Source organism: Mycolicibacterium frederiksbergense (genome assembly GCF_012223425.1).
GTDB lineage: Bacteria > Actinomycetota > Actinomycetes > Mycobacteriales > Mycobacteriaceae > Mycobacterium > Mycobacterium frederiksbergense.
This window is the reverse complement of record NZ_CP038799.1, coordinates 1796074-1810071: the sequence shown is the minus strand read 5'-3', so window position 1 is coordinate 1810071 and position 13998 is coordinate 1796074. Positions and strand designations below refer to the sequence as shown.

At 66.2% G+C, this 13998-nt stretch carries 15 protein-coding genes; 12 read left to right on the top strand and 3 right to left on the bottom strand.

What is annotated here, in order from left to right; translation table 11 throughout:
- The first annotated feature begins 20 nt into the window (after positions 1-20).
- The 5 genes from nthA to EXE63_RS11710 all read left to right on the top strand — a co-directional run bounded on the left by nthA (position 21) and on the right by EXE63_RS11710 (position 3246).
- A complete protein-coding gene (gene nthA / locus EXE63_RS11730) occupies positions 21-617 on the top strand; it encodes a nitrile hydratase subunit alpha (RefSeq protein ID WP_168142106.1) in 597 nt (198 codons plus the stop codon).
- Positions 617-985, top strand: a complete 369-nt coding sequence (locus EXE63_RS11725; RefSeq protein ID WP_168142105.1) for a nitrile hydratase accessory protein — start codon at positions 617-619, stop codon at positions 983-985. Before nthA ends, EXE63_RS11725 begins: the two co-directional genes overlap by 1 nt.
- Before the next feature lie 15 nt (positions 986-1000).
- Positions 1001-1519, top strand: coding sequence for a DUF1097 domain-containing protein (locus tag EXE63_RS11720; RefSeq protein WP_168142104.1), 519 nt, complete (start codon positions 1001-1003; stop codon positions 1517-1519).
- 69 nt (positions 1520-1588) lie between these two features.
- The gene (locus EXE63_RS11715; RefSeq protein ID WP_234904455.1) at positions 1589-2029 is read left to right on the top strand and encodes a MarR family winged helix-turn-helix transcriptional regulator; all 441 of its coding nucleotides are present in this window, start codon (positions 1589-1591) and stop codon (positions 2027-2029) included.
- 122 nt (positions 2030-2151) lie between these two features.
- Positions 2152-3246 carry a substrate-binding domain-containing protein gene (locus EXE63_RS11710; protein ID WP_234904454.1) on the top strand — a complete coding sequence of 365 codons (1095 nt, stop codon included), beginning with the start codon at positions 2152-2154 and terminating at the stop codon, positions 3244-3246.
- Between the two features lies 1 nt (position 3247).
- On the opposite strand, the gene EXE63_RS11705 is transcribed toward EXE63_RS11710, so the two are convergent.
- The 3 genes from EXE63_RS11705 to EXE63_RS11695 form a co-directional block, all read right to left on the bottom strand.
- Complete coding sequence (locus tag EXE63_RS11705) at positions 3248-4567, bottom strand: DUF445 family protein (RefSeq protein WP_168142102.1); 1320 nt, start codon at positions 4565-4567, stop codon at positions 3248-3250.
- 4 nt (positions 4568-4571) lie between these two features.
- Entirely contained in the window at positions 4572-5471 is a 900-nt protein-coding gene (locus EXE63_RS11700; protein ID WP_366515324.1) for an Abi-alpha family protein, read from the bottom strand.
- A gap of 74 nt (positions 5472-5545) precedes the next feature.
- On the bottom strand, positions 5546-7297 hold the full coding sequence (locus EXE63_RS11695) for a hypothetical protein (RefSeq protein WP_168142101.1): 1752 nt from the start codon (positions 7295-7297) through the stop codon (positions 5546-5548).
- Positions 7298-7366: 69 nt separating this feature from the next.
- On the opposite strand from EXE63_RS11695, the gene EXE63_RS11690 reads away from it, so the two are divergent.
- The 7 genes from EXE63_RS11690 (at position 7367) to grpE (ending at position 13983) form a co-directional block, all read left to right on the top strand.
- Positions 7367-7930 carry a DUF4232 domain-containing protein gene (locus tag EXE63_RS11690; protein WP_168142100.1) on the top strand — a complete coding sequence of 188 codons (564 nt, stop codon included), beginning with the start codon at positions 7367-7369 and terminating at the stop codon, positions 7928-7930.
- Between the two features lie 58 nt (positions 7931-7988).
- Positions 7989-8669 carry a TetR/AcrR family transcriptional regulator gene (locus EXE63_RS11685; protein ID WP_168142099.1) on the top strand — a complete coding sequence of 227 codons (681 nt, stop codon included), beginning with the start codon at positions 7989-7991 and terminating at the stop codon, positions 8667-8669.
- A complete protein-coding gene (locus EXE63_RS11680; RefSeq protein ID WP_168142098.1) occupies positions 8669-9541 on the top strand; it encodes an alpha/beta fold hydrolase in 873 nt (290 codons plus the stop codon). The genes EXE63_RS11685 and EXE63_RS11680 overlap by 1 nt, the downstream gene beginning before the upstream one ends.
- Positions 9542-9817: 276 nt before the next feature.
- Entirely contained in the window at positions 9818-10690 is an 873-nt protein-coding gene (locus EXE63_RS11675) for an SDR family oxidoreductase (RefSeq protein WP_168142097.1), read from the top strand.
- 9 nt (positions 10691-10699) lie between these two features.
- Positions 10700-11173 (top strand): MerR family transcriptional regulator, encoded by a 474-nt coding sequence (locus tag EXE63_RS11670; protein WP_168142096.1) that lies wholly within the window; start codon positions 10700-10702, stop codon positions 11171-11173.
- 345 nt (positions 11174-11518) lie between these two features.
- A complete protein-coding gene (gene dnaK, locus EXE63_RS11665) occupies positions 11519-13378 on the top strand; it encodes a molecular chaperone DnaK (protein WP_168142095.1) in 1860 nt (619 codons plus the stop codon).
- The gene (grpE, locus tag EXE63_RS11660; RefSeq protein WP_168142094.1) at positions 13375-13983 is read left to right on the top strand and encodes a nucleotide exchange factor GrpE; all 609 of its coding nucleotides are present in this window, start codon (positions 13375-13377) and stop codon (positions 13981-13983) included. The genes dnaK and grpE overlap by 4 nt, the downstream gene beginning before the upstream one ends.
- Positions 13984-13998 lie beyond the last annotated feature (15 nt).

Here is a 13998-nt window from a genome sequence, read left to right as displayed (position 1 = left end):
CTACGAAGGAGTATCTCGAGATGGATTGGATTTCCATGGCCGACGTCGAGGCGCGGGTCAACGCGCTGGAGTCGCTGATGGTCGAAAAGGGTCTGGCCGAGCACGAGGCGGTCGATGCCGTGGTCGCCTCGTTCGAGAACGACATGGGCCCGGTCAACGGGGCCAAGGTGGTTGCTCGGGCCTGGACCGACCCGCAGTACCGCGAGTGGTTGCTGTCCGATGCCACCGCGGCGATCGCCGATATGGGCTTCACCGGACTGCAGACCGAGCACATGGTCGCCGTCGAGAACACCCCGGAGCGGCACAACGTCGTGGTGTGCACCCTGTGCTCCTGCTACCCGTGGACGCTGCTGGGCATTCCGCCGGCCTGGTTCAAGTACCCGCAATACCGCGCGCGGGTGGTGAAGGAGCCGCGCAGTGTCCTCTCGGAGTTCGGTGTGACGCTGGCCGATGACGTCAAGATCGACGTGTGGGACAGCAGCGCGGAGATCCGCTATCTGGTGATCCCGCAGCGGCCGGCGGGCACCGAGGGCCTCACCGCCGACGAGCTGGTTCCGCTGATCAGTCGGGACTCCATGGTGGGCACCGCGCTCGTCACCTCGTCTGCGGGGTCGTGATGACGGCGCCCACACTGGACTTCGCCGGCCTCGACGATCTGGGCGGGCCGGTCGCGCTGCCCAGATCCAACGGTGAGCTGATCTTCGATGCACCCTGGCAGGGAAGGCTTTTCGGACTCGTGGTGCACATGTGCGAGTCGGGCCGCTTCGAATGGAACGACTTCAAGAAGCACCTGATCGAGGTCATCGACGGCTCCGGGGTGGACGACGTCTGCGATCCTTCGATCTACTACCGCCAGTTCGGGGAGGCATTCACCCGGCTGGTCGCCGAGAAGGACTACGTCAGTGCCGATCTCATCGAGCAGCGCAGCCGGATCGAGTCCGAACGTCTGTCGCACAACGACCATGACCATGACCACCATCACTGAGGGAAGGGATCGTTGATGTCCAAGCTCACCGCTCTGTCGCTGAGCGTCGGGGTGTTCGGCATGCTCTCGACGTTGATGACGGCGACCGTCTGGCCGCTGCCGGTCTGGGTGTTGTTCCTGGCATGGGCGTCGTTCTTCTTCGTCGGATCCGGGTTGACGGGTTTCGCAAAGTCCGTCGCCTGCAACTGGACCGGAATCGTGATCGCCACGGCCACACTGCTCTCGGTACAGGCCACCGGCAGCGCACTGTGGCTGTCGATCGCGGTCGGAGTCGGCAGTCTGGCCATGGTGCAGGCCTCACGCCTGCCGTGGATCTCGGCGACGCCGGCGATTGTGTTCGGATTCGCGATGACGGTCGGCACCATCGCCGCGACCGGAAACGGCATCACCACGGCAGGGATCGGTCATCCCGCGCTGGTCGCCGCCGTCACCGCGTTCGTCGGCGCGGGCTTCGGCGTGGCCTCCGAATGGGGCGGATCATTGATCGCCAGAGTATTCGGTGCAGGCGCGGTGCCGGTCGCGCAGCCCGCGTGACCGGCGACACCCCGATAAGCTGCACACCAACAACAGTTCGCGATGGAAGCGATCACGTCAGGAGCGGTAGTGCCGATCTCGACCAGCGTCGAAAGTGTCTCCGAAGTGTTCTTCCGGATCGGTCGCTGGTGGACCGAATCGCTGTCGCAGGGTCTGCTCGACAGCGAGGTCAGCACCATCGAGGGATGGCGGGTCCTCGGCGCACTGCGCGGCGGCGAGGGCTTCACCATGAGTGAAATGTCAACGGCCATGGCCATTCCGCCACCCACGTTGACACGCATCGTGGACAAGCTGGTCGACGGCGGGTTCGTGCTCCGGCGCGTCGACGCCACCGACCGCAGACGTGTGCTCATCTATCTGTCGGCCAGGGGCAAGTCGAAAGTGCGCCGGCTGGCCCGGCAAGAGGCGGCGATGAAAGCCACCCTCGCCGAGGAATTCGGCGAGGACAGCGCGGTTCAACTGATCAGGACGCTTGCCCGCGCCAGTGAGCTGCCGGTTCCGGGACGTTGATCTCGCGGGTTGCTGCCAGATCGCAACTTTTTCACCTCGTGAACAACGGCGCAATGTCGCGTTAACGGGACCCCGTGAAGATGACGCAAAGGCTCGGCACGACCGGGTGGATGGAGGCAACGATGGACATGACATCGATGCCCGCGGGTGCGGCCCGGCCCCGATCCACCGTCGACATCGCCCTGGTGGTGCCCAGAAGTGGGTCGGCCGGCATCTATGGCCCGTCCTGTGAGGCCTGCGCCGAACTGGCCATCGCCGATGTGAACGCGACCTCCGGGCTCATGGGTAAGCAGGTTCGCCTCCGGTTGGTGGACGGTAGCCGCGCGCCGTCCGTCGTCGCGGCGGAGATCCAGCGGCTGCTCCAGCGGGGAGCGATCGACGCGGTCACCGGATGGCACATCTCGCCGGTCCGCCAGGCCATCGCCCGGGTCACCGCCAACCGGGTGCCCTACGTGTACGGACCGCTCTACGAGGGCGGCGAACGGACGCCAGGGCTGTTCCTCACCGGTGAGACGCCCTCGCGCCAGTTGCTGCCGGCGATGGACTGGATGAACGCCGAATACGGCATCGACCAGTGGGTGCTGATCGGCAACGACTACATATGGCCCCGCCAGACCGGTGTGGCCGCCCGACTGCATGCCCGCTCGCAGGGCCGACCTCTGCTGGACGAGATCTACGTACCGCTCGGAACACAGGACTTCGGCGCAGCGATACGCCAGGTCGAGGAGACCGGAGCGGCGGGCGTGCTGCTGCTGCTCGTCGGTGGCGACGGGGTGGCGTTCAATCGCCAGTTCGCCGCTGCCGGCCTGTGCCCGGCGGTTCCCCGGCTGAGCCCGCATGTCGAAGAGAACATGCTGCTGGCCAGCGGCAGCGACAGCAATGACGGGTTGTTCGCGGCCGCAGGGTATTTCGAAGCACTCAACACCACGGCCAGCATGGACTTCGCGTCGCGCTACTACGGTCACTTCGGCTTGTCGGCGCCGGCCCTCAACAGCATCGGTGAATCCTGTTATGAAGCCTTCACCCTGTTGATCGCGCTGGTGTCGCGGGCCGGGTCGCTGGGCATCGATGCTCTCACCGGTGCGGCGGATGGCCTGACCTACATCAGCCCCCGTGGTGAGGTCACGATGCGCGGCAACCAGATGGCGCAGGACATCTACGTGGCCGAGGCCAAAGGCCTGGACTTCGAGGTGAGGTCTCGGATCTCGGCTGCCTGAGCTACTGGTGCAGCACGATCCGGACGAGTTCCGGAATTGCGTTGACGGCGGGGGGTTCGTTGCCGAAGTTCTCGATCAGCACCACCTGAAGCTCGCCGACGACACCGCCGAGGATGGCGCCGACGGCGATCATGGTCGGCTCGTCGTCCTTGAACACCGGCCGCAGGATCGACTCGTACTCCTCGTTGGTGAGCTGGCCCATCTTGTCGATGATCGTGTTCTCCAGGTCGAGCACGTTCATCGCGTAGTCCTGGGCTTCGAGCAGCGTGGTCGGCAGCTGCGCCAGGACCATCTGGACCAGGTTGTCCTTCAGCCCGTTGTAGCGCTGGGTGCCGACGGCCATCTTGACCAGGGGCTTGGCGATGCCGGTCTGGGCATCGATGGCCGCGCTGACCTCCTTGCCGACCAGGGCGAACAGTTTGTCCGCGCCCGGGCCGCGCAGCACCCCGTCGAACAGGATCTCGGGGGAGAACAGGTCCTCGGCCAGGATTCTGGCGTAATCGCGGGTGACCTTGTCCCGCTGTGCGTGCAGCAGGCCCTGGAAGGGGATGAAGCCCAGGTATTTCTTGGGTTCGATGGGGCGGAACAGCATGTTCAACGCGATGTAGTCGCTGATGAAGCCGACGCCGAAACCGAAGGCCGGCATGATCCACGGATTCTGGAACAGCGCCCAGGCGAACATCTGCACGACGCCGATGACGAGCCCGAAATAGATGCCGCTGCGCCGGACGAACGCCATCGCGTCGTCACCCATACCGCGCATCAACTTGTTGAGCTTGTCCTTGTTGCGGACCAGGGTGGTCACGGCCAGGTACTGCACATCGACGAACCGCGGCAGATCGGAGCGCATCTCGTTCATCAGCGATTCGACGACGCGCGGTGTCTCGTCCTGGATCCGTTTCTGGATGGCGCGCCGCCCCGCTTCGGGCAGCGAGTCCCACAGGCCGGGGCGGATCTGTTCGGCGACCTCGCGGGATATCTCGTCGATGGCTTCGGTGAGCGGTTCGCGCAGCGCCTCGACCGCCTCCTTGGCATCGACGCGCTCGAGCAGTTCCTCGGGTTTGAGCAGATTCTGGGTGAGCAGCTCGATGGTCTTGGAGCCCACCTTGCCGGCCCGGCGCGGCACGATGCCCTGCCAGCCGAACGGGCCGATGCCCTTGAACTCCATTGGGCGGTAGAGCATTTCCACCGCGACGATCTTGGTGCTCCACCCCACGAACGCCGCGATGAACGGCATGGACAGGTAGATGAACCAGTTGACGCTGAAATCGGCCCGAATCTCAGCCCACGACTCGATGGCGAGGATCGCCTCGCCCGTCATCCGTTCACGGACCGTCCTGCTGCACCGCTGCCGCCCACAGCCCCTTGCCCAGCTCCGAGAGGCTCAGCGACAACTTCTCGGTCCGGGCGATCAACGGCCCGCGCGATGCGCTCTTGATCGCCTTCAGCACCATCGGCTCCGCCATCAACACCTCGTAATCCGCTTTTCGTGACGGGTCCTCCGGACCGGTCTCAACAAGTCCAAGGGATAGCAGATGATCGACGTACTTCGGGACCATATGGGGAAGTGCGACGTTTGCGGTGCGCCCGATCAGGCACGCGTTCTGCAGCACGACCTGGTTGCGCGACCGGCTGTGCACGTTGACCAGCGGGGAGGATGTGCCGTCCGACAGTGCGCCGACGATGCGGGCCTCGTCGGCGACGAGCTGGTCGAGCAGCCGGTGGTAGAGCTCCTGCTGGCTGCCGCTGGTGCTCTGGTCCAGGGCGCGGTCCAGCAGCCGGCCCAGCTTGGTGTGCAGCGAGTCCGTGGATTCGGGTGCGGCCTCGGCGGACTGCAGCGGGCGCGGCGCGGCATCCAGGGCCTCCAGCCGGTTCTTCACCAGGGTGGCCAGCTGCTCCTCCGTCCAGGTGGCGAGCTTGAGGCCGGTTTTGGCAGCGTCGAGGGCGCGGTCGGTGAGGCCCAGGGGGTCGAACCATTTCGGCACCACCGGTTGCTGCTTGGGGGTGCGGATCGCGATGGCGATATCGCCCAGCGGGGTGGCGAAACGGAATCCGCGGCGGTTGAAGCCGTTGCGCTTGACCGGTGTCCGGTCGGTGACGGTGGCCTCGACGGGTTCGTCGGTATCGGGGGATTCGACGGTTTCGGCGGAGCCGGCGATGACGTCCTCGAGCGGGACGTCGACAGGGACCTCGGCCGGGCCGTGATGAGGACTTTGCTCTGACACCTGTGATCGACCCCTATGTGCGCGACGGGTGAGCGGCTTACGGTCCACTATGACCGGATAAGGCACCGTACCGGCTAACGCGGTACCGGTGGTCCGGTGCCCTCGGTGTCGGTGGGATCGCCGTACTCGGCGGCGGGCTGCACATGTGCGCACAGCAGGGCGCTCAACGGCACCGAGAACAGGAGTAGCGCGAGCGTGGTGTCATCGGGTGAGAAATCTTTGTAGACGGTGACGATGCCGGCGGCGGCCGCCACCAGGAGCAGCTGGGCCGACACGGCGAGCACGACACCGGTGTGCGCCGTTCCGGATTCCGGTGGCATCGTCCAGAGCAATGCGAACAGCGCGGCGGTGACCGCGATGACCGGTGTCAGCGGGACGGCGAGGACGCTCGGTATCCACGCGGTGCCGACCGCGATGAGCAGCGGTATCAGCACCAGCCGGTTGATCAGCTCGGCCGGTAACGGTGCCGCGCGGCCTGAGACACCCAAAAATGTTGCCAAGCAACCGATGACGACGAGGCACATGACGATCTGGGTGGGTTTGGCCCAGAAAGCGATGGGAACGGTCACGCCCATCTGGCTCAGCGTGAGGTTCACGTACACAGGCAGCAGGTACAGCAGACCGACCCGGGCGACGAACTGCCCGACGGTTCCGCACCAACGTCTCCGAGCGGCGACCGGTACCAGCGTCAGCAGCGTCGACCACATGATGGCGAGCTCGAGTCCGGCCGGCGGCGCGATACCGGCCGAGGTCGGACCGGCGATCGCAAGCATGAAGAGGTTCCCGACCACCACGACGGCGATGACGATCTGGCTTGCCAGCGCGCTGATACCGACGGCAAGCGTGGTGCGCACATCGCCGCGCGGGAGCAGGGGCGACTGAAACGATCGACGGGCGCCGTACGCGATGGCAACAGCGACGAGAATCGCGTGCGGCCAGGTCCCCGGACCGCCGGGCGTCCAATAGTTTTCCTTGAAACCCGAGGAGATACCGCCGACCTCGGTGATCTCGAGAACGACGACGATGACGGCCACCGCGCACAGCAGAGCGGTGTAACCCCAGCTCTGTCGATGACGCGAGATGCTGTGCGCGACGGCGGATCGCGAATGCGCGGCCAGCGCCACACCGCCGGTGGCCATCGCGGCCACGAAGGCCAGCGCGATACCAGGGACGTAGGTCTGGGCCCCGATATCGTCGATCAGGAGATAGATCAGTTCGTCCGGGTCCGCGGTGTCGAAGGAACTCAGGGCCCGGCCGAATGCGATGTTCGCCCAAATGGAGGGAATCCAGGGTCCGGCGACCAGGCAGACCAGCAGAATTCCCAGCCAAGGGCCGGTCGGCCGGCGGAGGATGTGCAGTCGGCTGATCACGACCGCGGCCGCGGCCAGCCATGACGCGACGGCTGGGATCACCTGCCAGCTGCGATCGATCGCCAGGATGAGGATCGGGATGAGCGGGGTGGCGACGCCGGCACACCAGGCCAGAAGTGCGTGGTGCCGTGGGGCATTGGGGCTGGTGGCGGTATAGATGTAGCCGACCGTTGCGGCACCTGAGCCGATCGCCAGGCCGCACAGCAGCGGCCAGATCGGCGAGTACTTGAAGACAAGTTCGCCGCCGAACAGCGAATACTCGTCGGGGGCGAAGAGTCCGGGGATGAACCCGAAGGCCAGCATGATCGCTGCGCCCAGCCAGGTGATGACCGCCAGGATGCGTAGCGGGACCGGCAGGGCGCGGGGCCGCAAGTAGGTGGGCCGTCGACGCGCCTCCTGCAGGAGCGGGGACAGCGCGCGTCGCACAGCGGGCTGCGGGCCGGATTCAGGTTGCACCGCGGCATTATTGCCGACCCGATGCCGTTTTTGGGATCGGTAGCGGCGGAAATGTCGTCTTCTCATCCCATGAACATCTGGAAGCCGGCCCTGCCCGTCATCGCGGCCGCACTGCTCGCGGGATGCACGTCGGAGCCCGTCGCCCCCGCCGCCGAGTCCGAGGCCACGCCGGCCCCGACACCGGTTTCGACCACCACGGTGGTCGCCTCGTCGCCGGTGACCGTCACCGTCACCGCGCCGCCGGGGGTGCCCGGTACCTGCACCGACGCCGATCTGGTGGTGTCTAACAAGCCGCTGGAATCGCAGGGTTCGGAGCACCGGGTGGTGCTGCTGTTCGAGAACGTGACCTCGAAGGCGTGCACACTGCAGGGCTACCCGGGTGCGGACATCGTCGACGAGGATCTGCCGATCGTGCATGTCGAGCGCCGCCAGCAGATCGCCGCACCGCTGCTGACCCTGGCTCCCGGCGATAGCGCCACCGCTGATCTGCAGGCCAGCGACGTGAATCGGGATACCGAGAGCCCGTGCGGGAAGTGGGGGCAGGTGGTCATCATCGCGCCCAACACGTTCCAGCAACGGCACCTGGATGTCGGCATGCCGATGTGCGGCGCACTGATCAGCGCGGTGGCCTGAGGCGCTGCCTTTCGTAGTGACCAAATGTTATTCTCTGGTCACTACGGAAGGTGGTGCCATGCCCCGACCGCTGATCCCCGATCGGCGCGCGCGCCTGGTGGCCGCGGCGCGTGAACTCGCGCTCGACAGGGGGTGGGCGACCACCACGGTCGCCGATATCGCGGCGCGGGCCGGCATCGGCAAAGGCGCTGTCTACCTGGAATTCCCGGACAAGGCGGCGATTCTGGCGGCCGTGCTGAACGCGAGCATGCGCACGCTGACCGCCGACGTCCATCGGCGCGTTCTCGACGCCGGCGACGTGGTCGACCTGCCGATGATCTACCGGTTCGGTGTCGAGGCACTGCTCGCCGATCCCTTGATGCGCGCCATGTATCTCGGCGACGAGACCACCCTCGGCGAGCATGTCCGCGCCGTGACGGACGATCGATACCAGCAGCGGTTCGACTGGCTCGTCGACTACATCGTCGCGCTGCAGCGCATCGGGGTGATCGACGCGGGCGTCGCGATCAAGCCGCTGGTGCGGATGCTCAGCGTGTTCACCATCGGCCTGCTGCAGGCGCCCGGCATCGTGGACGTCGGCGCCGACGATCAGCTCCGCGACACCGTCGGGCTGTTCGCCGATCTGGTCGGGCGAGGACTGGCCACCGGCCTGCCCGTCGACCCCGAGGAGGCCAGGCAGGCGCAACTGATCGTGCTCGAACGCCTCGATGCCCAGCTCCGACAGTTGGCGGTGCTCTGATGTCCGCGGTCTTCGAGGCCCATACCGACCTGACGGTCTGCGGAGGTCCCGTGCGGCTGTACCGCGCGGGCCGGTCCGGGCCGCCCCTGCTGCTCTTGCACGGCGCCATGCTCGACACCGGGCAGGGCGTTTGGCACGACGTGGCTTCGGCGCTGGCGCGCGATCACCGCGTCCACGTCATCGATCTGCCCCGGCACGGCGGGAGCCGGCCCTGGGTCGGCACGCTCGACGATGCGTTCTATCGCCGATTCATCCACGAGTTGCTCGACGAGCTGGGACTGGTGCGCGTCGGACTGATCGGATTGTCGTTGGGTGGTGGGGTGGCAACTGGGTTCGCGCTGGAACACCCGGACCGCGTGAGTGCTCTGGTGGCGATCGGACCGGGTGGTATCGGTGCCAAGCGCCCGCACCAGTTCCTCACCTGGGCGGCGATGCGTATGCCTGGCCTGCTGAGGCTGTGCAGCTGGATCTTGGCCCAGTTCCCCGGCTACGTCCGGTCATCCATGGCCGCCAACCTGACGGCCGGGGCCGACACCCCGGGATTTGAGCGCATCGTCTCCCAGGCCGTCACCGAGGCCCGGGAGAAGAACCGGCACGGAGAGAAGGCGCTCGACGATTGGCAGATCGAGGCGTACGGGCCCCGCGGCATGCGCCTCGACCTCACGCCCGCACTGCACACGCTGGGCGTCCCCACCTTGTGGATGCGCGGCGACCAAGATCCCCTGGTCGGTGCGGCCGAACTCGGCGCCGCCCATGCCCAGACCCCGGGATCCCGATGCGTCACCGTCGCCGACGCCGGTCACATCGTCACTTATGACCGCCCCGACGAGTTCGTCGCCGTGGTCCGTAGGTTCCTCGCCGAGGTGCTCTGAGCGGCGGGGCCGGCGCTCATTTCCCAAGTCGCCGAACAAGATTCTCAATGAGCCCCGATCGAGTCAATCAACCGTGAAGCGGAACTGATGTGAAGCCCGTCCCCAACTACCTCTGCGCTCTACACCACGTCGGTGCTCAACGGGATCGCCTTCTCGGCACGTGACGGTATCTGCCGCGCACAGCTCAGAGCGGCCGCCCAGATCGCCCTCAAGGCAATGGGACTGAGTTCGATCAGGCTTGCGTTCGAGCGCACTCGAAGCTTTAGCGTCGCAACCATGTCACCCACGAGCAACCACCTCACCTGGATCATCACCGGCGCCTCGCGCGGGTTTGGAAGGGCCATCGCCGAACGTGCCCTGGAAGCCGGCGATAGCGTCCTTGCCGCGGTACGGGAGCCACGTGCGGTCGCCGAACTGGCCGAAAGGTATCCCGACCGGCTTGCCGTGACGGCCTTCGACGCCAGGAAGGCCTCGCAGGTAGGAGGGGTGGTCGAGGCTGCGCTGCAGCGGTTCGGGCGCGTCGATGTCCTGGTCAACAATGCGGGCCGCGGGATCATCGGCGCGGCCGAGGAGGTGCCGGATGCCGACTTGCGCGAGGCGCTGGACCTGCACCTGTTCGTGCCCGCCGCGCTGGTGCGGGCGGTGCTGCCAACGATGCGCACGCAGGGCCGCGGCACCATCATCCAGATGAGCAGCCAGGGGGGACGTGTCTCCTTTCCCGGAGCGGGTGCCTACTCGGCGGGAAAGTTCGCCCTCGAAGGGTGGTCGGAGGCGCTTGCGGGCGAGGTGGCGCCATTCGGAATCCGGGTAATGATCGTGGAACCCAGCCGATTCCGTACCGGATTCAACCGACCCGATGTCATCGCCTTCGCCGAGTCGAGTCCGGTCTACCGAGAGGCGCTCAGCGCGGTGCGCGCGGACCTGGCGCAGGTCGACGGGGTCCAAGAGGGGGATCCGGTCAAAGCGGCAGAGGTGATCATCGACCTGACGCACGGTAACGACGTGCCGTTGCGACTCCCGTTGGGAGCCGAGGCTGTCCAGCGCATCGGCAACGGATACCGCGCCAATCTTGAAGCTCTGGAGAAGTGGGCCGGCGTCGCCAGCGGCACCGACTTTGTGGACGCGCCGCCGTCGGCCCGGCCGGTCTAGGGTTTGACGATGAGTGTCGACGACCTGATGGCCAAGGCTCTTGCGTCCATGGGCGAGGCCGTCGGCCCGGTATCCGTTGAGGTACTTCACCATATGGTCGACGGCGGCGAGATCGATGAACCGAGGACGATCGCCGAAGTCGCCGACCTGCTGGACATCACCGCGCACACCTTGCGCTACTACGAGCGCATCGGATTGCTGGTCGTCGACCGTGACGCCGAGGGGCGCCGCCGGTATTCGGCAGCAGCGATCCGTCGTCTTGTGTTCTTGACGCGAATGCGTTTGTCCGGCATGGCTATTCGCGATCTCCAGCACTATGTTGGGCTGGTCGATGCCGGTGCTGACACGGTGTCCGAACGGCTGGACATGCTGATGGAACACCGCGACACCATTCGTCGTCAGATCCGCGAGCTGACTCTCTCGCTGGCCGCGACGGAGTACAAGATCGCCACGTACGGGGGTCGCACGGGAGATCCTCGGTAGCGCTTTCCCCAACCCGGATCGCCGGGGTCACGTCGCCGATGCGTCGATGAGTCCTGCGGCGAGTCCCGTGTGCCGGCTCGACGAGCTGAACAACTCGCGGAGGAGGTCGGCATGTGCCCGAAATTCGACGTAATGGCTGCTCCGCGGCACTCCGGGCAGCCAGTACGTCGATTTAGGTGCGCGGCTGGCGGGGCCGGGAACAAATCCGCGCATGGTGCGGTTGACCAGACTGACAACTTGAGTGACACAGACTCAACTCTGGCTTGACAGGCAACCGCCTGCAGGTGCAGGCTTGAGCGAGGTTCACTCAGATCCCAAGTAAAAGCTATTCAGGAGGAACTCACTATGGCTCGTGCGGTCGGTATCGACCTCGGGACCACCAACTCCGTCGTCGCAGTGCTGGAAGGTGGCGACCCCGTCGTCGTCGCCAACTCAGAGGGCTCCCGGACCACTCCGTCGGTTGTCGCGTTCGCGCGCAACGGCGAGGTGCTGGTCGGCCAGCCCGCCAAGAACCAGGCGGTGACCAACGTCGACCGGACCATCCGTTCGGTCAAGCGTCACATCGGCACCGACTGGACCGTCGGGATCGACGGCAAGGACTACAACCCCCAAGAGATCAGCGCGCGCATCCTGCAGAAGCTCAAGCGCGACGCCGAGGCCTACCTGGGTGAGGACATCGCCGACGCCGTCATCACGGTGCCCGCGTACTTCAACGACGCCCAGCGCCAGGCCACCAAGGAAGCCGGCCAGATCGCCGGCCTCAACGTCCTGCGGATCGTGAACGAGCCGACCGCGGCCGCGCTGGCCTACGGCCTGGACAAGGGTGAGAAGGAACAGACCATCCTGGTCTTCGACCTCGGCGGCGGCACCTTCGACGTGTCCCTGCTGGAGATCGGCGACGGTGTCGTCGAGGTCCGCGCCACCTCCGGTGATAACCACCTCGGTGGCGACGACTGGGATGACCGGATCGTCGAATGGCTCGTCGACAAGTTCAAGAGCACCAGCGGCATCGACCTGACCAAGGACAAGATGGCCATGCAGCGACTGCGCGAAGCAGCCGAGAAGGCCAAGATCGAGCTGAGCTCCGGACAGAGCACCTCGATCAACCTGCCCTACATCACCGTCGACGCGGACAAGAACCCGCTGTTCCTCGATGAGCAGCTGACCCGCTCGGAGTTCCAGCGCATCACCCAGGACCTGCTCGACCGCACCCGTGCGCCGTTCCAGCAGGTGATCAAGGATGCCGGTATCTCCGTCGGTGAGATCGACCACGTGGTGCTCGTCGGTGGTTCGACGCGTATGCCCGCGGTCACCGATCTGGTCAAGGAACTGACCGGCGGCAAGGAGCCCAACAAGGGTGTCAACCCCGACGAGGTTGTCGCCGCGGGTGCCGCGCTGCAGGCCGGTGTGCTCAAGGGTGAGGTGAAAGACGTTCTGCTGCTTGACGTCACCCCGCTGTCCCTCGGTATCGAAACCAAGGGTGGCGTGATGACCAAGTTGATCGAGCGCAACACCACCATCCCGACCAAGCGCAGCGAGACCTTCACCACGGCCGATGACAATCAGCCCTCGGTGCAGATCCAGGTGTTCCAGGGTGAGCGCGAGATCGCCTCGCACAACAAGCTGCTCGGCTCCTTCGAGCTGACCGGCATCCCGCCGGCGCCCCGCGGCGTGCCGCAGATCGAGGTCACCTTCGACATCGACGCCAACGGCATCGTGCACGTCACCGCCAAGGACAAGGGCACCGGCAAGGAGAACACGATCAAGATCCAGGAGGGCTCCGGCCTCTCCAAGGAGGAGATCGACCGGATGATCAAGGACGCCGAGGCGCACGCCGACGAGGATCGTCAGCGTCGCGAAGAGGCCGATGTCCGCAACCAGGCCGAGTCGCTGGTCTACCAGACGGAGAAGATCGTCAAGGAGCAGCGCGAGGTCGAAGGCGGATCCAAGGTCCCCGCCGAGACGTTGGACAAGGTCGACTCCGCAGTCGCCGAGGCCAAGACGGCCCTGGCCGGCACCGATATCGCGGCCATCAAGACCGCGATGGAGAAGCTGGGCGTCGAAGCCCAGGCCGTCGGTCAGGCGCTCTACGAGGCCGCCCAGGCCGAGCAGGGTGCTGATGGCGCAGACGGTTCGGCCGCTGCCGACGACAACGTCGTCGACGCCGAGGTCGTCGAGGACGAGGACAACCGGGAGAACAAGTGAGCCAGGGCGATTCGCACGAAGAGCCGGTGACCATCACCGACAAACGGCGCATCGATCCGGAAACCGGCGACGTTCGTGACCCGAGCGCCGAGCCGTCCCCCAGCGGGGCGGCATCGGCGCCGGGCGCGGACCCCGCTCCTTCCGAGGAAGGCGACAAGGTCGCCGAGCTCACCGCCGATCTGCAACGGGTACAGGCCGATTTCGCCAATTACCGCAAGCGGGCCCTGCGCGATCAGCAGGTGACCGGCGAGCGCGCGAAGGCGGCCGTCATCACCCAACTGCTCGGTGTGCTCGACGATCTCGATCGGGCCCGCACCCACGGTGACCTGGAATCTGGACCGCTCAAGGCAGTTTCGGAGAAGCTGGTCACCACCCTGGAAGGGCTCGGCCTGACCAGCTTCGGCGCCGAGGGCGAGGAGTTCGACCCTTCGCTGCACGAGGCCGTCCAGCACGAGGGTGACGGATCGTCACCGGTGGTGGGCACGGTCATGCGCCGTGGCTACAAGGTGGGCGACCTGGTGGTCCGCCACGCCATGGTTGGTGTGGTCGACACGGTCGAGAATGCCGACGTGAACAGTGATCAACCCGCAGAATCAGAAGACTGACCCGGTGAGGAGGTG